Raw genomic sequence first — 20,931 nt, forward strand, 5'->3', positions numbered from 1 at the left:
CGAATACAGCAGCCACGGCCCTCGGTCAAGAGACTTGACGTGCCAACGCGCTAAGTGATCCTATGACTCGTGATAGGAAAGTTTCCTAATGGAGGGTCGATGCGATTACTCACCGCAAGCGCGCTGACCGCCGGACTGCTGCTGCCCGCCCTCCCGGCCGCGGCCGACCCCGTGGAATCGGGACCGTGGACCTCGTACTCGCCCACGTTCACCGTCCAGGAGCGGGGCTGCGGCGACGTCGGCGATCTGACGTTCAAGCTGACCTGCTCGACCGACAGCGGCGACCAGCGGGCCGAACGGCGCTACGCCACCTACTCCGACGGCACGCGCCAGTTCGAGGGCTACTTCAAGATCACCAGCCTGCCGGGTTCGCGGATCAGCCTCAAGCAGACGTTCAAGACCACGGGCCCGTTCTTCATGCTCGCCGTCGAGCGCGGCGGACGGCTGTACGCGGTGCACGGCGGCGACACGATCGCCACGGGCGCGACGATCGGCACCACGGTGCGCGTCAACACCGTCCACGTGGTCGGCAGCGTGCACCGGACCTATATCAACGGGTCGTTGAAGCACACCGTGGCCAGCGAGAGCGGCAGCTTCTACGACAAGTTCGGGGCGTACCGGACGGCCAGCGGGCAGGGGCCCGCCACGGTCGAGTGGAGCGGCGTCCGCTTCTGGCGTAAGTAGGGGGCGATGAGGGCCCGGATGGTGTTGGTGCTGATGGCGACGGTGGTCGCCGGGTGCGCGACCCCGCAGCAGGAGCGGCCGCAGAATCCGGCGGTCCGGCTGGAGGCCGCGCTCGTGTCGCCGACCGACATCGCGCTCCGCTGGCAGGGCCGCGATCCGGGCGCCGCCGGGCACGTGATCGAGTTCGCCACCGAGCCTCAGGGGCCGTACACGATCCTGGGTTTCCTGCCGCCGGAGCAGACCGCGTACACCCATCCCGACCTGATGCCGCGCACCACGTTCCACTACCGGCTGCGGCCCTACTACGGCGCGGCCTCCGCGCCCGTCGACGTCACGCTCGGCGACGGCCCGTACCCGAAGCCCGGCCCCGGCTGGGCCGAGCCGCGCGTGATCCCGGGAGGGTCCCCCGGGAGCCGGCCGGTGGGCGGCGAAGGGGCCGCGCCCACCGGCCTGACGGCCACGGTGACGCAGGCCGACGGCGTCGCGTTCCGGTGGGCCGACCGGGCCCGCGACGAAGAGGGTTTCCTGCTGGAGGACCGGCCCGCCGGCCGGCCCGACTACCGCGTGACCGCCGTGCTGGCGCCGGACGTCAACGCGTTCGGCCTGGTGACCCTGCCCGAGGAGCGGCACGCGTCGTACCGGGTGCGCGCCTTCCGCTACGGCCCGCCGTCGAACGTCGTCAGGCGGACGACCGGCGACGACCTCCCATCCCCCACCACCGGAGAAGACTGAGCTCACCATGAACAAGCTGTCCGCGGCCGGAGCGCTCGCGCTGGCCGTCACGTTGGCGCTGAGCGCCTGTTCGAGCGGTACGCCGAGCACGTCCGCCGCACCCTCAACCGCGTCCTCCGCCGGGGGCAAGCAGAAGGTCACCTTCCTCGTCTTCCCGTCGCCGAACCTGCCGGAGTCGTACTGGAAGGCCCAGGTCGCGCTGGTGACGAAGGCCAACCCCGACCTCGACGTGGAGCTCGTCGCCGCGCCGTCGGAGTCGGAGCGCAACGACTACGCCAAGCAGCTCGCCGCCTCGGGCCAGCTGCCGGACGTGCAGATCGGCATGCAGGACCTGATCGCGCTGGAGCCGAACCTGGCGACCTGGACCGAGCAGGAGCTCAAGGACTTCATCTGCCCGACCTGCGGGGCGGTCAACGGCAAGGTGCTGCAGCTGCCGGCCAACACCCAGACGATCCCGAACGTCTACTACAGCAAGAAGCTGTTCAAGAAGGCCGGGATCGAGGCGCCGCCGAAGACGTACGCCGAGCTGCTCGCCGACGCCGGCAAGCTCCAGGCCGCCGGGATCACGCCGTTCGTGAGCGGCGGGGTGTTCGTCACCTCCCAGCCGTGGACCGCCATCCTGGCCACCGACCTGTACGCCAGGACCCCCGACTGGATCGCCAAGCGGCGCGCAGGGCAGGTCACCTTCGCCGGTGACCCGGCCATGAAGGCGGCCACGCAGAAGTTCGCCGACCTGGCCGCCAAGGGCTACATCGACAAGCGGCAGATCGGCCAGGACTACCCGAAGACGCAGGAGGCGTTCCTGGGCGGCAAGGGCGCGATGTACCCGATGGGGAGCTGGTTCGCCGCCGCGGCCGACCAGTCGGAGATGAAGGACGACATCGGCGTGTTCGCCTGGCCGAGCGACGACGGGAGCCTGCATCTCCCGGCGTTCACCGGCGGCGGCCTGTCCGTCAGCGCCACGGCCAAGAACATGGCCGCGGCCAAGAAGTTCGCGCTGGCCTTCCAGCTCACCAAGGAGAACCTGGACGCCTCGGTCAAGGCCGACGCGCTCTTCCCCGCCGTCAAGGGCTACACGCCGCCGTCCACCACCGGCCCGGTCTTCAAGGCCGTGTACGACCTGTGGCAGCAGGCGCTCCAGCAGAACGCGACCGTCCCGGCGTTCAGCTGGGAGGCGGGCGACGCGGCGATGCTGCCCGGCATGCAGGGCAAGTTCTGGTCGACCGCGCAGGACCTGGTCAGCGGCAAGAAGACGACGGACCAGGCGCTGGCCTTCCTCGACACCGAATGGGAGAAGAGCGGCTGATGGCCGTCAGCACCACCCATCGCAGGCCCGGCACGCTCACCCGCCCAGGGAGCAGGCGGCCGGCGTGGCCGGGCCTGTGGCACTTCCTGACGTTCGCGGCGCCGGGCACGCTCGTCTACACGTGCCTGGTCCTGCTGCCGATCGCGATGAGCGTCGGCTACAGCCTCACCAACCAGGCGCTGCTCAGGCCGAACACGCAGTTCGTGGGCCTGCGCAACTACGAGCTGCTCCTGCGGGACGAGACGTTCCTGAACTCGCTGCGGGTCACCACGATCCTGACGCTGATCGTGGTCATCGTCCCGAACGTGCTCGGCGTGGCCGTCGCCGTCGTCCTCGACCGGCGCGGCTGGCTCTACAACGCGCTGCGCAGCGTCTTCTTCACGCCGATGGTGATCAGCTCGGTGGTCATCAGCGTGATCTGGACGCGCGTGCTCGCCGACGACGGGCCGGTCAACCAGGGGCTGCGGGCCCTCGGCGTGGCCGAGCCGCCGGGCTGGCTGTCCGACCCGGACATCGCGCTGTACTCCCTGGCGTCCATCGTCTGCTGGCAGATGCTCGGCTTCTGCGTGGTCGTCTACCTGGCCGGGCTGCAGGGCGTGCCGCAGGAGCTGGCCGAGGCGGCCGCGATCGACGGGGCGGGGCCGCTGCGCCGCTTCTGGAAGGTGACCTGGCCGCTGCTGGCGCCCGCGCTGACCATCAACACCGTCGTGCTGCTGATCTCGGCGTTCAAGATCTTCGACCACGTGAAGGTCATCACGAACGGCGGCCCGGGCACGGGCACGACGGCCAGCGTGGCGTTCGTCGTCCTCCAGGAGGGGTTCGTGGAGAACCGCACCGGTTACGCCTCCGCCGAGGCGGTCGTCATGCTCGTCGTCATCGCCGCCCTGTCGGTGGTCACGCTGCGGATCCTGCAGCGCAGGGAGGTCCAGCTGTGACGGGTTCTCGCCTCCCGTGGGTGCGCCCGCTGGTGGCGCTGGTCATCGGCGCGGTCTTCTTCATCCCCCTCTACATCGCGCTGATCAACGTCTTCAAGGCGAGCGGCCAGGTCTCCCGCGACACGATGTCGTTGCCCGATCCGTTCACCCTGGACAACCTCACCCGCGTGCTGACCGACCCCGACAGCCTCTTCTGGTCGTCGCTGCGCACCAGCGTCGTGGTCACGTCGCTGTCGATCGTCATCCTGACGCTGCTGTCGGCCATGCTGGGCCACTACCTGGCGCGGCACACCCAGTGGTGGTCGCGCGCGGTCATGGTGCTGCTGCTGTGCGGGCTGATGATCCCGCCGCAGGTCATCCTCATCCCGGTCACGCAGGTGCTGAAGTCGCTCGGGCTGATGTCCACGCTCCAGGGGCTCATCCTGTTCAACGTCGGCTACTACGTGCCGTTCGGGGTGTTCGTCTTCTCCGGGTTCATGAAGGGCATCCCGCGCGAGCTGGAGGAGGCGGCCGCGATCGACGGGGCGACGCGCTGGCAGACGTTCTGGCGCGTCGTCTTCCCCCTCCTGCGGCCGGCCACCGCGAGCGTGCTGATCTTCCTCGGGGTGTGGATCTGGAACGACTTCCTCAACCCGCTGATCATTTACGGCCCCCGCGAGGGCACCACGATCATGACGGGCGTGTACAAGTCGCTCGGCCAGTACGCGGCGGACTTCGGCGGCATGTTCGCGCTGATGTTCCTGGCCACGCTGCCGATCCTGGTCTTCTACCTGCTGCTGCAGAAGCAGTTCGTCAAGGGTCTTACCGGCGGCGCGACGAAGGGGTGACGGTCTCCTCCAGGCGGATGCCCGGGGGCAGGCCCTTGACCGTGGCGGTGCCGTCGTGGTCCACCCGTACCTCGACCTCGGCGTCCGCCACGCGCAGCCCGGCGGTCAGCGCGCCCAGGGGGGCGCCGGACAGCGGGCGCAGCTCCACCCGGCCCGCCGGCACGTCGGGGTAGAGCCCGGTGGCCGCATGGGCGATGACGACCGCGGCGGCGGCCGACCACGCCTGGGGGCGGCAGGAGGCCGGGTAGGCCACCGGGCGGCCCACCCGGTCCCGGGCGTCGCCCGCGAACAGCTCCGGCAGCCGGTAGCCGAACGACTCGGCCGCCGCCAGCAGCCCCTCGGCCAGGGTGGTGGCCTGCTGGTCGAAGCCCTCCCTGGCCAGGCCGGCGATGACGATGGCCGTGTCGTGCGGCCAGACGGAGCCGCAGTGGTACGACAGCGGGCTGAACCCGCCCTCCTCCGACGACATCGTCCGCAGCCCGAACGCCTCGGCCATGCCGGGCGAGGCCAGCAGGCCGGCGACCCGGGCCGACTCCTCGCGCGAGAGCAGGCCGGTGCCGAGCAGGTGGCCGATGTTGCTGGTCAGGGAGTTCACGGGGCGCTTGTCGCGGTCGAGGGCGAGCGCCGGGAAGGGACCCTGGGGTCCGTCGACCCAGAAGGCGGCGCGGAAGCGCTCGGCCAGCGCCCCGGCGTAGTCTCGCCATCGGCCGGCTCCCGGGAGGTCGAAGGCGTCCAGGAGGGCGGCCCCGTGCAGGGCGGCCTGGTGGGCGTAGCCCTGCACCTCCGCCAGCGCGATCGGCGGCTCGGCCTGGCGGCCGTCGTGGAAGCGCACCGAGTCGCCCGAGTCCTTCCAGCCCTGGTTGGCCAGGCCGCGCCCGCTGGAGTCGATGTACTCGAGGAACCCGTCCCCGTCGGGGTCGGCGTGGTCGGCGAGCCAGCCCAGCGCGGCCTGGAGGTTCGGCAGCAGCGCCCGCACCTCGGAGTCCGGCAGGCCCCAGCGCCACGCGTCGTGCAGCAGGCTGATCCAGAGCGGGGTGGCGTCGATGGTGCCGTAGTAGGCGGCGGGCAGCCGTCCGCCCTTGTCGTCCAGGTCGAAGGCGTCCCGGCGCAGCTCGTGCATGATCTTGCCCGGGGCCTCGCCGGAGTCCGGGTCGAGGCGCCGGCCCTGGCGGCGGGCCAGGACGCGCAGGGTGCCCGCGGCCAGCCGGGTGCCGAGCGGGAGCAGCATGCGCGCCGCCCAGATGCTGTCCCTGCCGAAGAGGGTCAGGAACCAGGGCGCGCCGGCCGCGAGGAAGGTGTCACCGGGCTCGCCGGGCTCGGCCAGCCGCAGCGACCGCAGGTCTTCGAGCGACTGGTCGAGCAGCCTGGTGACGCGCCGGTCGGCCGCGGTGACGTGCGGCGGGATCCATTCGAGGGTCGCGGCGGGGGGCACGACGACCGCGGCGGGGTCCTCGACGGCGAGCTCCCAGCGCAGGGTGGCCCGGCCGCGGGGCGGCAGGCTCACCTCCCACCGCAGGCAGGCCCCGTCGCCCGCCGTCGCGTGGGCGCCGTGGCCGGTGACGGTGACGCGGGCGCTGTCGGCGTGCCAGGTCAGGCGTCCGTCCCCGGCCGCGCCCGCCGGTACGGGGGTGCCGGAGCGCCCGGACTTGACCGCCTCGACGGCCGCGAAGTCGCAGGCCAGCTCGACGGTGACGGTGGCCGTGACCGGCGACGAAGCGGTGGAGACGATCTCCACCTGCTCGCCCATGCCGAACGGCGACACCTCCCGCGAGCGCTCGATCCGGACCGTGGGGTCGATCGTGCGGTCGCCGAGCCAGCGGGCCAGGGACACGAACCGGGCCTGGCCGGCGGCCCCGGGCGCGTACCCGATGGACTCCGGCTCGCGCCCGTCCACGAGGAGCCGGGCCTGGGACAGCACCCGGCGGTCCGCGCAGAAGAGCCCCTGCACGCCGGCCTGACGGATCTGGCCGTCGGCGTCGCTCAGCGCGCTCGCCGGCGCCATGACGGTGCTGACCAGATCGTGCAGCAGCGGCTGAAGCACTACGTTTCCCCCTGAGGTCAGATCAATGATCACCCCGGGTCTTGACAGACGGACGCCGGGGGTGCAGATTTCGAAACACTCCGCTAACTTTGAACGATCAAATCATGCCTCACCGGACTTTGAACGTTCAACCCCCTCGAAAGGCGATTTATGGCGGAAAAGGTGACGATCACCGATGTGGCGAAGGCAGCAGGCGTGTCGCGCCAGACGGTGTCGAACACGCTCAACAGCCCGGAAGTGGTCCGAGAGGAGACCCGCAAGCACGTCCTCGAGGTGATCGAACGGCTCGGCTACCGAGCCAACCAGGCCGCCCGCCAGATGCGCACCGGCCGCTCCCGCCTGATCGCCATCGGCATCGAGCCCGACGGCGACGGGATCAGCGGCTCGTGGGCCGACCGCTTCCTGCACAGCCTGTCGGAGACGGCCGCGCAGGAGGGGTACCGGATCCTGCTCTACACCGCCGCGGACGACCACGCGGAGATCGCGACGTACGAGGACCTGCTCGGCGCGTACAAGCCGGACGCGTTCGTGCTGACCGGCACCCACCACGACGACCTGCGCGCGTCCTGGCTGCTGGAGCGCGGGCTGCCGTTCGTGGCGTTCGGCCGGCCCTGGAGCGACCTGCCCGACGCGCGCCATCCTTGGGTGGACGTGGACGGCGCCGCGGGCACCGAGGCCGCCACCCGCCACCTGCTGGCCGCCGGGCACCGGCGCATCGGCTTCATCGGCTGGCCGCCCGGCTCGGGCGTGGGCGACGACCGCCGTGAGGGCTGGGCGAGAACGCTCGCCGGCCACGATCTGGGCGGGTTGCAGCGAGCGGTCGAGGACGGCATCGCGGCCGGGGAGAGCGCGGCCCGCGACCTGCTCGCGGCCGACCCCGGCGTGACCGCCCTGGTGTGCGCGAGCGACTCCCTCGCCCTCGGCGCGCTGCAGGCCCGCGAGCCCGGCCGCCCCGTCGCGGTGATCGGCTTCGACGACACGCCCGCCGCCAGGGCCGTCGGCCTCACCAGCGTCCACCAGCCGCTCGGCGAGGCCGCCGCGGCCTGCGTCGACCTGCTCGCCCGTGCCCTGGAGAGCCCCGACGCCGAGCCGCCGTCGGCGCACGTGCTGCTGCCCCCCTCTTTGACCAGCCGTAAGTCCGCCTGACCCCTAACCCCCCACAACGCGAGAACAGGAACCACCCCGATGACGTCACGTAACCGCCGCGCCGCCGCGATCAGCGGCCTCGCCTGCGCCACGCTCGTTCTGTCGGCCTGCGGCAGCGGCTTCGACGACAAGCCGAGCCAGGCCCCCCAGCAGAGCGGCGGCCAGGTCAACCTGCAGATCCTCATCGGCTCCTCCGGCGAGGCGGAGACCGCGGCCGTCAAGCAGGCCGCCCAGACCTGGGCCTCCTCGGCGGGCGCGGCCGCGACGGTGACGCCCGCGCAGGACCTCGCCCAGCAGCTCGGCCAGGCCTTCGCCGGTGACAGCCCTCCGGACGTGTTCTACGTGGACGCCTCCCGCTTCGCCGACTACGCCAGCGTCGGCGCCCTGGAGCCCTACGGCGACAAGATCAGCCAGCCCGACGACTTCTACCCCTCCCTGCGCACGGCGTTCACCCGTGACGGCAAGCTCTACTGCGCGCCCAAGGACTTCTCCACGCTCGCGCTGATCGTCAACAAGGACCTGTGGTCCAAGGCCGGGCTCACCGACGCCGATGTGCCGACCACCTGGGAGCAGCTCACCTCGGTCGCCGAGAAGCTCAAGGCCAAGGACGTCACCCCGCTGGCGATCGGTCCGACCCGCGACCGCGTCGGCGCGTTCATGGTGCAGGCCGGCGGCTGGCTGACCAGCCCCGACGGCAAGCAGGCCACCGCCGACAGCCCGCAGAACCTCGCGGCCCTCGAGTACGTGCGCTCGCTGGTGTCGGCCAAGCTGGCCCGCTACCCCGACCAGCTCGACGCCGGCTGGGGCGGCGAGGCGTTCGGCAAGGGCAAGGCCGCCATGACCATCGAGGGCAACTGGATCAAGGGCGCGCTCAAGGCGGACTTCCCCGACGTCAAGTACTCGGTCCACGAGCTGCCGGCCGGCCCCAAGGGCAAGGGCACGCTGTCGTTCACGAACTGCTGGGGCATCTCCGCCAAGAGCAAGCACAAGGAGCAGGCCATCTCGTTCGTCGAGGCGATGACCAAGGCCGACCAGCAGATGACCTTCGCCAAGGCGTTCGGCGTCATGCCCTCGCGCCAGTCCGCCAAGGCCGCCTACACCGCCGAGTTCCCCGACGACGGCCCCTTCGTCAACGGCGCCGACTACGCCCAGGGCCCCGTGAACGCCCCCAAGATGGACAGCGTCCTGGCCGACTTCGACACCGGGCTGCAGCAGCTGGCCACCACCGCGCCCAAGACGCTGCTCCAGCGGACGCAGAAGAACATCCAGGCCGCGCTCGGCACGTCATGACCATCAGCAAGACTCGTGAGAACCTGGCGGGCTGGCTCTTCGTGGCCCCCGTCGTGGTGATCCTGGGCCTGTTCATGCTGGCGCCGATCCTCATGGCGATGTGGGTGAGCCTGACCGACTGGAACGGGCAGGGCAGCCCGTTCCGGGGCAGCGTGCCGTTCGTCGGCGTGGACAACTACACCCGCCTGTTCACCGAGGATGGGCTGGCCCGGCAGGACTTCATGACGAGCGTCCGCAACAACGTCTACTACGTGGCCATCGTGGTCCCGTTGCAGACCGTGCTGGCGCTCGGCCTGGCCCTGGTCGTCAACAGCCGGCTGCTGAAGGGCCGGACGTTCTTCCGCGCCGCGTTCTTCTTCCCCTCGGTGACCAGCTCGGTGGCGATCAGCGTGGTGTTCCTGTTCGTGTTCGCCAACTCCGGCGCGGTCAACGCCCTGCTGGGCCTGTTCGGCGTCGACGGGCCCCAGTGGTTCGCCGACTCGCGCGGGGTGCTGCACCTGCTGCTCGGGTCCGTCGGCCTGGTCGATCCGGCGGCCCCGCCGGAGGCGCTGACCTCCGGCGGGCCGTTCGGACTGTCGTGGTGGGAGTGGCTGTCCGGGCCCAGCGTGGCGATGACGACCATCATCGCGCTGGTCGTCTGGACCACGTCGGGGACGTTCATGCTCATGTTCCTGGCGGCGCTGCAGGATATCCCGGTGTCGCTGGAGGAGGCCGCCATGCTGGACGGGGCGGGCCGCCGCCAGGTCTTCCGGCGCGTGACGCTGCCGCTGCTCAAGCCGACCATGTTCCTGGTGCTCACGCTGGGGCTGATCTCGACGTGGCAGGTCTTCGACCAGGTGTACGTGATGAGCCAGGGCAATCCCGCCAAGACCACCCTGACGCCGGCGTTCCTGTCGTACCAGACGGCCTTCCGCAGTTTCGAGTACGGCTCGGGCACCGCGATCTCGTTCGTGCTGTTCGCCATCATCGTGGTGCTGACCCTGGTCCAGCGCTGGGTGATGAGAGAGAGGCGTCATGCGTAAGGACAACGCGCGGTCGCTGGCCTCCACGTTCGCCGGCTACTGCATCCTGATCTTCTTCGCGCTCGTCTTCCTCTACCCGTTCGTCATCCAGATCGCCGCCTCCTTCAAGGCCGAGTCGGACGCGGCGGCGCATCCCCTGTCGCCCATCCCCGACCCGGTGACGCTGGGCGGCTACGAGAAGGTGTTCCTCAACACCGACCTGCCGCTGTGGCTGGGCAACTCGTTGCTGGTGACCGTGGTCATCACGGTCGGGCGCGTGCTGCTCGACTCCATGGCCGGGTACGCGCTGGCGCGGCTGCGCTTCCCGGGGCGGCGGGCGATCTTCTCGACGATCATCGCGATGCTGGCGGTGCCGGGCGTGGTGCTGTTCATCCCGAAGTTCCTGGTGCTGAACCAGTTCGGCATCTACGACAGCTACACCGCGCTGATCCTGCCGGTGATCGCGGACGCGGCCGGGGTGTTCATCATGAAGCAGTTCTTCGAGTCGCTGCCGGTCAGCGTCGAGGAGGCGGCGAAGGTGGACGGGGCGGGCGTCTTCCGCACGTACTGGTCGATCGTGCTGCCGATGGCCCGGCCCGCGCTGCTCACGCTCACCATCATCTCCTTCCAGGGCTCCTGGAACGAGTTCGCGCACACGCTGGTGGCGGTGCAGAACCCCGAGCTGTTCACGCTGCCGCGAGGGCTGGCCGACCTGGTGAGCGGGTCGCTGGGCAAGGGCACGCAGTATCCGCTCAAGCTGGGGGCCGCGCTGATGGCGACCATTCCGGTGGCGGTGGTGTTCGTGATCTTCCAGCGGTACTTCGTGCGCGGCGCGAACGAGGGCTCCGACAAGGGCTGACCGTTCCTCTGGACGTCAGCGGATGTTCAGAAGCACCCCCTAGATTCCGGTCACGTGAAAGTTGATGACAGATCTTCCCTGCTCACCCGTCGTTCCCTCCTTGCCGGCGCGCTCTCCGGAGCGGGCCTCGCCGTCCTGGGCGGCACCGCCGCCCAGGCGGCCACGCTCGGGAGGGCACCCCGGGTTCTGATCGCCACGAACGAGCCGTGGGGCACCTACCATGTGGCCCCGCTGCTCCCGGAGGCGCGGCGGCGCGGGTGGGAGATCACGCAGCTGGTGCCCGACCTGACGGGGATCAAGCCGGGTGACCCGGTGCCGGTCGCGACGCCGGACCGCGTTCCGGACGCCGACCTGCTCGTCGTGACAGGTGCCGGGGACTGGCCGGCGGAGTGCGCCGCCCGGTTCCGGACGCTGCCGCTGGTCGCGAGCTCGCTGGCGTACCAGCTGCCGGTCGAGGCGCCCCGCGCGAAGGAGTTCCGCGACCGGCTCAGGGCGATCACCGCGTCCTCGCCGGCCGAGGCCAAGGTGTTCGACGACTACCTGGGCACGCGCCGCCCGATCACGGTCGTCGGCACCCCGCAGACCGACGACCTGCCCAGGCACGCGCCCGAGCCCGGCACCGTCCTGGTGCTCACCAGCGTGACCAAGTCCAGCAGCACGGGCGGCTCGGCCCCCGGCACCGAGCTGCTGCTGGCCGCGGCCGATCGGCTGGCGGCGGCGGGCAAGCACATCCTCGTGGGACTGCACCCCCGCGAGGACCGCTCGCTCTGGGAGAAGTACGAGATCAGCTCCGTGCCGTCGGTCCAGGCGTCGGCCAGAGCCGAGGCCGCCATCGGCATCCCGGGCACCGTCTTCCCGGTGGTCGCGGCCGTGGGCGTCCCGCTGGTGGGCTGCACGGACCCGGGTCTGAACATCCCCGCCTACCTGCTGAGCGTCTGCTCCCACACGATCACCACCGCGGACGAGGCCGTGACCGCCGTGGCGGGGGCCGAGCCGGTGTCGCGGGAGGTGCTGTACGAGGCCGTCGGCCCCATCGGCGGCTCGGCCCGCCGGCTGCTGAAGGCGTGGCGGAAGGCCGGCGTCCGGGTCTAGCGGGTCAGGTCTAGCGCGTCATCGTCTGGCGCAGCCGCTCGGCCTGCTCGCGCAGGGGTTGCGGGATCAGCTCGACGAGCTGGTCCGGCCTGAGCGGCAGGTCGAGCAGGCTGAGCTTGACCCGCTTGCGCTGGGCGTAGGTGTCGGCGTCGAACCGTACGACGTCCACCGCGTCCGTGCGCAGCCGCGCGGACAGCTCGGCTCCGGGCCGGAGCTGCCTGGCGGGGGTGCCGTCCACGGAGAAGAGCAGCGTCATGTCGTCCGACGGGTTGCGCAGCACGATGTGGTCGTCCTTGCCGAGGATGACCGAGCGGCTGATGCCGGACATCGGGGCCACCGGGGTCAGGGCGACGGCCTCGGTGGACGGGGAGATGATGGGGCCGCCGGCCGCGTGGTTGTAGGCCGTCGAGCCGGTCGGGGTGCAGACGATCACCGCGTCCGCGCGGTAATAGCCGTGCCTCAGGCCGTTGACCTCGAGGTCGAGGGTCAGGCTGGACAGCGGATCGGCGGCGGTGACCACGATGTCGTTGAACGCGGTGTGGTCGTCGGCCTCCAGGCAGCTGTGCGGTTCGAGGGTGTAGTGGCCCTCGGCCAGGCGGTCGAGGGCCGGCTCCAGCTCCGACGGGGTCACCTCGATGAGGAAGCCCAGGTGCCCGTGGTTGACGCCGAGCACCGGCACCTGGCGGCCGACCACCAGGCGCATCGCGCCCAGCATGGTGCCGTCGCCGCCCAGGCTGATCACTCTGGTCACCCGCTCGACGAAGTCCTCGGGCGTGACGATCTCGACCTCCGGCCCCACTCGCCCGGCGTCGCACCGCCGGGCGATGACCACGCCTCCGGCGCGCCGCGCGTGCCGGAGGATCAGCCGTACGGAGTCCTGCACCGGCCGGTCGGGGTGCACCACCAGCCCAAGAGTGAAGTGCTTCACGTGGTGCCCCCTACCCAGCGATGCGGTCAGCGGACCTTTCGGATGGGAATCACCGTCAGGGCGCCGAGCACGGCGAACACCAGGGCGGCTGTGAAGGCGGCGGGATAGTTGTCGGTGCCGCCGCCGATGGTGAGGAAGAGCGGGGCGATCAGCGGGGCCAGCGACTGGGGCAGCGAGTTGGCGATCTGGAAGACGGCCAGGTCCTTGGCCGCGTTGTCGGGGTTGGGCAGGACCCGCACGACCAGCGCGATGTCGACGGCCATGTACGCCCCGGTCCCCAGGCCCAGGATCAGCGAGCCGACCAGGTACTGGGGGTAGGTGGTGGTGAAGCCGAGGGTCAGCAGGCCCACCCCCATGATCAGGGACGCCACCAGCACGAAGACCTTCCTGCGTCCCAGCCGGTCGGACAGCCAGCCGCCGATCGTGGCCGTGACCAGCGAGCCGCAGGTGAAGACGAGCGTGGCGGTGAAGACCAGCGACACGGCATCGGTGGGGCTGTAGCCGAGGCGGTCGGTGATGACGTAGAAGCCGAACGTCAGCTTGAACGCGTTCCCGGTGAAGATCAGGAAGCGGCCGGCGAAGGCCCAGCCGAAGTCGCGGTGGGCGAAGGGGTTGACCCACAGGCTGCGCAGCAGGTCGAGGGGGCGGAACGGGCCGAGCGCGGCCCGGTCGGCGGGACGGTCGGGCAGGAACGCGATCAGCAGCCCGAGCGCGACGAACGCGAAGATCCCCGGCAGCAGGAACATGAGGAACGTGCTGCCGGCGACGGACGTGGTGATGAACGTGCCGGCCAGGATGCCGACGTTGCTCATCAGGCCGATGACGCCGGAGACCCGTCCGCGCTGCCGCTCCGGTATGTGGTCGGGGTTGATGGCGTTGAGCGCGGCCTGGGCGGCGTTGTAGCCGGCCTGGGTGACGCACCAGCCGAGCAGGATGGTGGGGACGTTCTGCGCGAGCGCCATGATGAGCAGCCCCGCCGCCCCTGCGAGGGCGCCGCCCGCCAGCCACGGACGGCGGCGGCCGAAGCGGCTGGTGGTGCGGTCGGAGAGGTTGCCCCAGATGGGGGTGATGGCCATGGACAGGAACGCGCCCACGGACAGGATGAGCCCGAGGCTGGCGGCCTTGGTTTCGGGGGCGACGGCGCCGACCTTGACCGAAAGGGTCACGGTGATCGGGGTCAGCAGGGCGGCCCAGAGGCCGAGCTGGCCGAAGGCGTACAGGGCGATGAAGCGGGTGCTCGCGGGGGCGGCCGGCGCGTCGTGCGGGCCGGTCGCGGCCGGGGTCGGGAGAGCGGTCACGGGGACCTCCGGAAGTGGAGCAGGGGGGTCAGTTGTGGAGCAGGTCGAGGTCGTCGGCGAGGTCGTGCAGCGAATACGGCGGGGCCGCGCCATCAGTGACGGCGGCGTGCAGGTGACGCCAGGCGGCGCGGTAGGCGCTCTCGTACAGGGTGGGGAGCAGGCGTTCGCCGTCCGCGTCGGTGCGGGCGACGGTGGCCGGGCGGGCCGTCGCGGGATCGGGGAACGAGAGCCGCCACTGGACGGCCGGCCCCAGCACGTCCAGCCGCGCCCGCCGGGTGCCCAGGCCGGAGACGGCCGCGGCGAGGTGCACGGGCACGTCGCCGACGTGGGCCCGCGCGAGGTGCCCGTGGGCGTCGGCCTGGATCACCTCGACGGCCCGGGCGGGCCCGATCGCGGTACGCAGCAGGGCGAGCTGGTCGAGCAGGACGTCCGGCGGCGAGCTCCCGGCCGGGACCGTCGCGGTCACCTCGATGAGCGAGGCGTCCTCGGCGTCCAGGGCTCCGGCGAGGGCCGCGACCGCCGGATCGAGCGCCCACGGCCCGGCCACGACGACGGGGACCCCGGCCGCGGCCGCACGTCCGGCGAGCTCCCGCACGTCCGCGACACCGCCCGCGGCGACCCCGGCGAGCAGGATGCCGGTGGGTCGGGCGTCCAGGGCGGCGCGCAGGGCGGTCAGGGTGGGGACTGCGGCGACCGTGCCAGTGATTGGGCCGGTGGTCGGGCCGCCGGGGGCGGCGGGGCGGAAGTACTTGGGCAGCGAGGCCAGGGTGGCGTGAACGGCGGGGTGGTCGGTGCTCCCGGCGAGGGTGACGGGCAGCGGTTCGAGGGTGGTGCTGGTCATGCGGCGGTCCCTTGGAGCAGCAGGTCGGCGGCGCGTTCCGCGAGGTCCAGCGCATAGGCCAGGTCGTCGACGAGGTCGGACGCGGCGTAGCGGAGCGGTTCGGCGCCGGTGGCCAGGGCGGCGAGGTGCTGCCACTCGCCGGTGTAGCCGTTGTCGGGGTGGGGGCCGAAGGTGTGCAGCCCGGTGGGGGTGCGAAGCTCCGCGGTGGCCGAGCCGGCGCGCACGTACGACGGGGTGAAGTCGAGCCGCAGCTCGCCGCCGTCGCCCCACACCTCGAAGCTCCACTCCTCCCGCCAGCCGCGGTGCAGGTATCCGATGAGCTCGGCGGTCCGCCCGCCGCCCTGGAAGGTGAGGACGTAGCCGAACGGGCTGAGCGGCCGGGCGACGTCCACGCGCTCGACGCGCGGCAGGAAGCGCCGTACCAGCGGGAGGTTGTGGATGGCCAGGCCGAGAACGGCTCCCCGGATGGAGGCCGCCCGCACCGCCGGGTCCGACGGGTCGCCGGCGCGGACCGGGAACACCGGTTCGGCGTGCAGCTGGGTCGCCAGCGTCTCGAAGCGGGCGTTGGGCGGGAGCACGATGCGCGAGCGGATCCGGCGGGCGGTGGCGGGCAGGTCGCCCCAGTGCCGCTCGGCGGCCAGCCACGCCGGGTCGTAGGTGTGCATGGCGCCGACCACGATCGGGACACCGGTGTCGCGTGCCGCCTTGGCGATCCTGCGGGCGTCGTCCAGGGTCGTGGCCAGCGGCTTCTCCACCAGGACCGCCTTCTTCCCCGCCGCGCAGGCGGCCTCGGCCTGCTCGGCGTGGAAGGCGTGCGGGCTGCACACGGCGACGATCTCGACGGCGGGGTCGGCGAGCAGCTCCTCGACGGAGGTGCCGTGGGCGGCCCCGGCGCGGGCGGCGACCGCGGCCGCGGTGCCCTCGTCGACGTCCATGACGCGGGCCACGTGCAGCCGGTCGGACAGCCCGGCGACGGCGGGGAGGTGGATGGCCTGGGTGACCGGGCCCGCTCCGATGAAACCGACGCCGACGGTCATCGACGCTCCTCTGCGGTGGTGAGGTGTTCGGTGACCCACTGGCGCGACAGGAGCGCGCTGTCCTTGGGGGTGCCGTGGTCGGGTACGTCGACCTCGACCACCAGCCACCCGCCGAAGCCCGCGGGCAGCGCGGCGAGCGCTCCTTCGAGATCCACGTCGCCCTGACCCGGCTCGGTCCACAGGTGGCGGGCCACGGTGGCCTCCCGGTAGTCCGCGCCCGCCTCGCGGGCCTGCCGGGCGACGGCGGTGTGGACGTCCTTGAGGTGGGCCGCGCCGACCCGGTCGCGGTAGCGGGTGATCAGTTCGGCCGGATCCGCGCCCGCCCAGTGCAGGTGGCCGGTGTCGGGCCCGAAGGAGAGCAGTTCCGGGGCGATGGCGTCCAGGACCGCGCGGGTCTCCTCCTCGGTCTCGATCCAGGTGCCGACGTGCGGGTGCAGGCACGGGCGCAGCCCCTCGCCGGTGATGACCTCGCAGGTCCGGGCGAGGTTCTCGATGACGGTGGCGAGCCTGCCCGGGTCGTACGCGGCGCCGGTCGCGGGTGCGGCGAGCCGTTCCGGGGTGAGGGCCGAGGCGATGAACACCTCGGTCATGCCGAGCGTGGCCTGCGTTCCCGCGTGCCGCCTGGCGTGTTCGAGGAGGCCGGGTATCACCTCGGGGTTCTCGTACGCGCCCTGGAAGTAGCCGGGCGCGGGGGCGAGTCCGTACTCGCCGAGGAGGGCCAGGTAGGCGGCCGCCGAGGTGCCTTCGGGCATGTCGGCCTGGACGGCGGTGAAGCCCGCCTCGGCGATCTCGGCGAAGGCGGTGCGCAGGGTGGGGACGTCCAGCGTGAAACCGGACGGCCCGAGCAGCCAGGGTAGCGGGTTGATGCCGATCATCTCGGGGTCCTTCCAAGGGCGCGAGCATGTGGCGTCGCGCCTGCTCCAGGGCGTAACGGAGCCCATCGGGGAAATGTGATCGAGTGTTAACCTTTGGGACTCAAAACGTAAACGCCTGATAGCTTTTGACGCAAGAGGTTGATCCGAAGATTTTCCGTGGGAGGCTCAGAGGGTGGCGAACGTCGGCGGGACCCCGCGCGGCCCGTACCGGAGCGGCATCAAGCGCCGCGAGCAGATCGTCAGCGCCGCCGCCAAGGCCTTCGGCGAGCGCGGCTACAACGGGGCGTCCATGCGGCAGATCGCCGCGGACGTGGGCGTCTCTCCGGCGGCCCTGCTCCGCCATTTCCAGGACAAGGAGGAGCTGCTCGCCGCGGTGCTCGAATGGTGGGCGCGGGAGACCGCCGCGCTCCGGCACGAACGGCGCGACGGGCTGTCGGCCTTCGACGACCTGCGCGACCTCATGACGTACCACACCCACCACCGGGGCCTGCTCGAGCTGTTCATCCACCTCACGGGCGAGGCGTCCAACGAGAAGCACCCAGCGCGCGCCTTCATCCAGGACCGCTACACGGGCATCGTGAACATGCTGGTCAAACGCCTGCTCGCGACGGCGGGGACGGGAGAGATCCCGCCGTTGACCGACGCGCAGGCCGAGGCCGAGGTACGCGCGCTCTGCGCCACCATGGACGGCCTGGAGATCCAGTGGCTGCTCGACCCCACCGTGGACCTGGTCGGCCTCTTCGACTTCCACCTCGACCACACGCTGGCGCGGTGGAGGAGCGGCGCGTACGCGCCGGTCACGGCCTCCTGAGCCCGCGCAGTCGACGGCGGGCGCTGAAGCGTCACCCCGATGCCGGGGGGTTCAGCGGGGTGGCAGGTCGAAGCGGGTCAGCACGCTCCTGCCGTCCGTCACCATGACGTCGAGGAGGTCGTCGCCGGCGGCGAGGACCAGCTCGTCGTCCCCGTCGCCGTCGTAGTCGCCCGCCGCCAGCGGCGCGCCGCGGACCAGGCCGCTGATGCCGCCACCGGCGCGCAGGCCGCCGGGCCCACCCCAGAACATCCGGACCGGCTCACGCCCGTCGCGCGCCCCGCCGAAGGCGAGGTCGTCACGGCCGTCGCCGTCGAAGTCGCCGGCGACCGCCGAGCCCCTGTCGCCCTTGAACGTCCGGGTGCGGCCGTCGCCGTAGTAGACGGTGAGCGTCCTGTCGACGGCGGGCGCCTCGGTCTCGGTGCCGGGCTCGTCGTTGCGGCTGCCGTCGTCGCCGACCGCCAGGTCCCTGGCGCCGTCGCCGTCGAAGTCGCCGAACGTGGCCGCCATGCCCTTGCCCAGCCTGCGCCCCGTCTTCGCCAGGCCGTCCGGACCGCCGTTCAGCAGCCACCCGGAGGTCTGCTCGCCGTCGTCGCCGTCGAACACGACCAGCCCGGTCGCGTGCCGCCCGTCGATCTCGTCGACGGTCATCCGCCAGAAGTCGCTCCCCGTGGGCGAGGGCTGGACGGTCTGGCGGCTCGGCACGCCCGCGCGGCTGAACGGGCCGTACATCACGACCAGGTTGGAGCCGCCTCGGTTGTCGTCGGCGGCCATCGCCACGTCGGCGGCGCCGTCCCCGTCGAAGTCGCCGGCGACGGACCGGAACGTCGCCGTGGTGGTCTTGACGGGCGGCGGCACCGGGGTCGGGAGCGTTCCGGTGTCGATGCCGTCCGGGCCGCCCCAGAAGATGTGCGGGCCCATCGTCTCGTCGCGATCGCCTGGCCGTCCGTAGCCCAGGATGTCGCCGAAGCCGTCCCCGTCGAGGTCGGCTCGGATGCCCGGGTCGATCTGCCAGGCGAAGAACGTCCGCGACGACACGACCGCCGGCCTGCCGGTGCGCAGCCCCCGGGGCGAGCCGTAGACGACCGCGAGGAAGCGCAGGCCCGGTCGGAGCAGCTCGGCGTAGACGAGCAGGTCCGCACGGCCGTCGCCGTTGACGTCGTCGGGCCGCCCGCCGGCCTTGGCCGAACGCCGCGCGGGGGTCGGGGTGGCGGTCGGCGTCGGAGCCGGGGTGGACGCCGACGGCGACTGACCGGCGGGGCTGGGCGCAGGCCGGACGCCGCCGCATCCGGCGAGCAGGAGGACCAACGCCGGCCAGATCATCACCCTTCGCGGCACAGGCACCGAGCTTAGTGCGCGACCCTGCCGAGCGCCGGGTTTCCGCCACCGCTTTCCGCCACCCGCGTCCCCGCCGCCGGGCCTTCTCGCGGCGTCGCAGGGCGCGTCAGATCCGCTGCAGGGCCTTCTCGCGGCGGGCCGCGACGCTGGAGCCCGACTCCCCGCGGGCCATCCTGCGCAGCAGGAACGGGGCCGCTACCAGGCCGAGCACGGCCCAGGCCACCAGCACCCCGGCCGTCTCCACGGGCCGCCAGGACCCGCCGATCTCGACGGCCGCCGCGGCGTCCGGGAGCAGGGCCGAGCGCATGCCGAGCCCGAGCCAGTAGACCGGGAACGCCTGGGCCATCCACTGCACCCACTCCGGCAGCGCCGTGATCGGGTAGAAGATGCCGGAGATCGCGATCAGGCCCAGCACGGGGAGCTGGATCAGCCCCTGGCTGCGGGCGCTGACGAACACCGAGCCCAGCACCGCCCCCAGCGGCAGCGTCGCCACCAGCCCCAGCACGAGCACCCAGAGCACGGTCAGCCAGGCGCCCGCGTCGCCGAACGCCAGGCCGGGCACCAGGAACATGCCGGGAACCAGGAAGATCGCGAGGTCGGCGACCAGGCCGCCGGCGACGAGGATGATCTTCCCGAGCAGGTAGCCGGTCATCCCGTGCGGCGTGGCCTTGGCCCGCAGCAGGGTGCCGTCTTCGCGGTCGGCGGTGAGGTGCTGGCTCATGCTCACCATGGACATCCCGGCGTTCATGCCGAGGATGCTCGGCAGGGCCAGGGCTCCGAGGGAGAGCCCGCTCTGCCCGAAGGAGACGTTCCGCAGGAAGTACGTGGTGACCAGCATCAGCACGGGCCAGAGGAAGTGGCCGAACAGGTCGGCGCCGTTCGTGAACGACTGCCGCAGCTCGATCAGGCCGCGGGACCAGCCGGCCCGCCAGGCCGTCGCGGTCGGGCTCATCGGGCCGCCTCCTCCGCCTGCCGGACGAGGGAGAGATAGGTGTCCTCCAGCGAGGCGCGGCGCACCTCGAGGTCCTCGATCTCCTCGCCGTACTGCTTGAACAGGTCGAACACCAGCCGGGTCGCCTCCGTGGCCGACCGGGCGAAGCGCTGCCCGTCACGGGTCCAGCGCACCTCGTCCTCGCCGGCGATCTGCTGGGCGAGCTGCGCGACCGTGCCGTCCGCGACGATGCGGCCCCCGTCGAGCACCATGATGCGGTCGGCGAGCTTCTCGGCCTCGGCCAGGTCGTGGGTGGTGAGCAGGATCGTGGTGTCGCCCTCGGCGGCGAGCTCCAGGACCAGCTCGTGGAAGGCGCGCCGGGCCACCGGGTCGAGCCCGGCGGTGGGCTCGTCGAGGAAGACCAGCTCGGGGCGGCCCACGAGGCCGACGGCCACGTCGAACCTGCGCCGCTGGCCGCCCGAGAGCGTCCTGATCTTGTGCTCCGCCTGCTCGGTCAGGCCGACCGCCGCGATGAGCCGGTCGGCCGGCCACGGCCGGATGACGGTCTCGGTGGCGTACGCGGCGTAGTAGCGGCCGAGGTGCTCGAGCAGCTCGCGTACCCGCCATTTGCCGTGGTCGCGCCAGGACTGCAGGACGACCCCGACCCGCGCCCGCCAGTCCTCGCCGCCGCGGGCCGGATCGGTGCCCAGCACCTCGACCCGGCCGGCCGACCGCATGCGGAAGCCTTCGAGGATCTCGATCGTGGTGGTCTTGCCCGCGCCGTTCGGGCCGAGCAGGCACACCACCTCGCCCCGGCGTGCCCCGAAGGTCACGTCGTGCAGGACGTCGGCGGGGCCGTAACGCATCCGCAGGCCCTCGACGTCCAGCACGACTTCGCTCGTCGTCATGGATCTCGCCTCTCGTGGGAGCACGCCTCGGCGTGGCGCCCGGAGAGTCCGGCC

General features: G+C 72.0%; 20 protein-coding genes. 11 read left to right on the top strand and 9 right to left on the bottom strand.

Going from position 1 to position 20,931, the window contains the following annotated elements; genetic code table 11:
- Nucleotides 1-99: 99 nt before the first annotated feature.
- The 5 genes from ACWDRB_RS51055 to ACWDRB_RS51075 are packed head-to-tail and all read left to right on the top strand — an operon-like array spanning nucleotide 100 to nucleotide 4,484.
- Nucleotides 100-684, top strand: a complete 585-nt coding sequence (locus ACWDRB_RS51055; protein ID WP_449907438.1) for a hypothetical protein — start codon at nucleotides 100-102, stop codon at nucleotides 682-684.
- Between the two features lie 18 nt (nucleotides 685-702).
- Nucleotides 703-1,416: a hypothetical protein gene (locus tag ACWDRB_RS51060; protein WP_449907441.1), complete on the top strand. Its 714-nt coding sequence runs from the start codon at nucleotides 703-705 to the stop codon at nucleotides 1,414-1,416.
- 7 nt (nucleotides 1,417-1,423) lie between these two features.
- Nucleotides 1,424-2,722 (top strand): ABC transporter substrate-binding protein, encoded by a 1,299-nt coding sequence (locus tag ACWDRB_RS51065; protein WP_449907444.1) that lies wholly within the window; start codon nucleotides 1,424-1,426, stop codon nucleotides 2,720-2,722.
- Nucleotides 2,722-3,657, top strand: coding sequence for a carbohydrate ABC transporter permease (locus tag ACWDRB_RS51070; RefSeq protein WP_449907446.1), 936 nt, complete (start codon nucleotides 2,722-2,724; stop codon nucleotides 3,655-3,657). The genes ACWDRB_RS51065 and ACWDRB_RS51070 overlap by 1 nt, the downstream gene beginning before the upstream one ends.
- Nucleotides 3,654-4,484 (top strand): carbohydrate ABC transporter permease, encoded by an 831-nt coding sequence (locus ACWDRB_RS51075; protein WP_350742823.1) that lies wholly within the window; start codon nucleotides 3,654-3,656, stop codon nucleotides 4,482-4,484. Before ACWDRB_RS51070 ends, ACWDRB_RS51075 begins: the two co-directional genes overlap by 4 nt.
- On the opposite strand, the gene ACWDRB_RS51080 is transcribed toward ACWDRB_RS51075, so the two are convergent.
- Nucleotides 4,459-6,525: an amylo-alpha-1,6-glucosidase gene (locus ACWDRB_RS51080; protein ID WP_449907450.1), complete on the bottom strand. Its 2,067-nt coding sequence runs from the start codon at nucleotides 6,523-6,525 to the stop codon at nucleotides 4,459-4,461. The genes ACWDRB_RS51075 and ACWDRB_RS51080 overlap by 26 nt on opposite strands.
- Nucleotides 6,526-6,687: 162 nt before the next feature.
- Between ACWDRB_RS51080 and ACWDRB_RS51085 the strand changes: the two genes are divergently transcribed.
- Genes ACWDRB_RS51085 through ACWDRB_RS51105 form a run of 5 tightly spaced genes read left to right on the top strand, consistent with a single transcriptional unit; the run spans nucleotide 6,688 to nucleotide 11,913 of the window.
- Nucleotides 6,688-7,671, top strand: coding sequence for a LacI family DNA-binding transcriptional regulator (locus tag ACWDRB_RS51085; RefSeq protein WP_449907453.1), 984 nt, complete (start codon nucleotides 6,688-6,690; stop codon nucleotides 7,669-7,671).
- Nucleotides 7,672-7,710: 39 nt separating this feature from the next.
- Entirely contained in the window at nucleotides 7,711-8,961 is a 1,251-nt protein-coding gene (locus tag ACWDRB_RS51090; protein WP_350742829.1) for a sugar ABC transporter substrate-binding protein, read from the top strand.
- Complete coding sequence (locus tag ACWDRB_RS51095; protein ID WP_449907457.1) at nucleotides 8,958-9,983, top strand: carbohydrate ABC transporter permease; 1,026 nt, start codon at nucleotides 8,958-8,960, stop codon at nucleotides 9,981-9,983. Before ACWDRB_RS51090 ends, ACWDRB_RS51095 begins: the two co-directional genes overlap by 4 nt.
- Nucleotides 9,976-10,821: a carbohydrate ABC transporter permease gene (locus ACWDRB_RS51100; protein ID WP_449907460.1), complete on the top strand. Its 846-nt coding sequence runs from the start codon at nucleotides 9,976-9,978 to the stop codon at nucleotides 10,819-10,821. Before ACWDRB_RS51095 ends, ACWDRB_RS51100 begins: the two co-directional genes overlap by 8 nt.
- 54 nt (nucleotides 10,822-10,875) lie before the next feature.
- Nucleotides 10,876-11,913 carry a hypothetical protein gene (locus tag ACWDRB_RS51105; protein ID WP_449907463.1) on the top strand — a complete coding sequence of 346 codons (1,038 nt, stop codon included), beginning with the start codon at nucleotides 10,876-10,878 and terminating at the stop codon, nucleotides 11,911-11,913.
- Nucleotides 11,914-11,923: 10 nt separating this feature from the next.
- Here ACWDRB_RS51105 and ACWDRB_RS51110 read toward each other — a convergent pair whose 3' ends face one another.
- The 5 genes from ACWDRB_RS51110 to ACWDRB_RS51130 are packed head-to-tail and all read right to left on the bottom strand — an operon-like array spanning nucleotide 11,924 to nucleotide 16,892.
- The gene (locus tag ACWDRB_RS51110; RefSeq protein WP_350742837.1) at nucleotides 11,924-12,841 is read right to left on the bottom strand and encodes an NAD(+)/NADH kinase; all 918 of its coding nucleotides are present in this window, start codon (nucleotides 12,839-12,841) and stop codon (nucleotides 11,924-11,926) included.
- Nucleotides 12,842-12,867: 26 nt separating this feature from the next.
- Nucleotides 12,868-14,139, bottom strand: coding sequence for an MFS transporter (locus ACWDRB_RS51115; protein WP_449907466.1), 1,272 nt, complete (start codon nucleotides 14,137-14,139; stop codon nucleotides 12,868-12,870).
- Between the two features lie 28 nt (nucleotides 14,140-14,167).
- Nucleotides 14,168-14,980, bottom strand: a complete 813-nt coding sequence (locus tag ACWDRB_RS51120; RefSeq protein ID WP_449907469.1) for a hypothetical protein — start codon at nucleotides 14,978-14,980, stop codon at nucleotides 14,168-14,170.
- Nucleotides 14,977-16,017 carry a Gfo/Idh/MocA family protein gene (locus ACWDRB_RS51125; protein WP_449907472.1) on the bottom strand — a complete coding sequence of 347 codons (1,041 nt, stop codon included), beginning with the start codon at nucleotides 16,015-16,017 and terminating at the stop codon, nucleotides 14,977-14,979. The genes ACWDRB_RS51120 and ACWDRB_RS51125 overlap by 4 nt, the downstream gene beginning before the upstream one ends.
- Nucleotides 16,014-16,892, bottom strand: coding sequence for a sugar phosphate isomerase/epimerase family protein (locus ACWDRB_RS51130; protein ID WP_449907475.1), 879 nt, complete (start codon nucleotides 16,890-16,892; stop codon nucleotides 16,014-16,016). The genes ACWDRB_RS51125 and ACWDRB_RS51130 overlap by 4 nt, the downstream gene beginning before the upstream one ends.
- A 172-nt stretch (nucleotides 16,893-17,064) precedes the next feature.
- Here ACWDRB_RS51130 and ACWDRB_RS51135 point away from each other — a divergent pair, with 172 nt between their 5' ends.
- Complete coding sequence (locus ACWDRB_RS51135; RefSeq protein ID WP_449907478.1) at nucleotides 17,065-17,703, top strand: TetR/AcrR family transcriptional regulator; 639 nt, start codon at nucleotides 17,065-17,067, stop codon at nucleotides 17,701-17,703.
- A 51-nt stretch (nucleotides 17,704-17,754) separates the two neighbouring features.
- Here ACWDRB_RS51135 and ACWDRB_RS51140 read toward each other — a convergent pair whose 3' ends face one another.
- From ACWDRB_RS51140 to ACWDRB_RS51150, 3 genes are all read right to left on the bottom strand, one after another.
- The gene (locus tag ACWDRB_RS51140) at nucleotides 17,755-19,038 is read right to left on the bottom strand and encodes an FG-GAP-like repeat-containing protein (RefSeq protein WP_449907481.1); all 1,284 of its coding nucleotides are present in this window, start codon (nucleotides 19,036-19,038) and stop codon (nucleotides 17,755-17,757) included.
- 106 nt (nucleotides 19,039-19,144) lie between these two features.
- Entirely contained in the window at nucleotides 19,145-19,990 is an 846-nt protein-coding gene (locus tag ACWDRB_RS51145) for an ABC transporter permease (RefSeq protein ID WP_449907484.1), read from the bottom strand.
- Nucleotides 19,987-20,877 carry an ABC transporter ATP-binding protein gene (locus ACWDRB_RS51150; protein WP_449907487.1) on the bottom strand — a complete coding sequence of 297 codons (891 nt, stop codon included), beginning with the start codon at nucleotides 20,875-20,877 and terminating at the stop codon, nucleotides 19,987-19,989. Before ACWDRB_RS51150 ends, ACWDRB_RS51145 begins: the two co-directional genes overlap by 4 nt.
- Nucleotides 20,878-20,931: the final 54 nt, after the last annotated feature.

This window comes from Nonomuraea sp. NPDC003707, assembly GCF_053587055.1.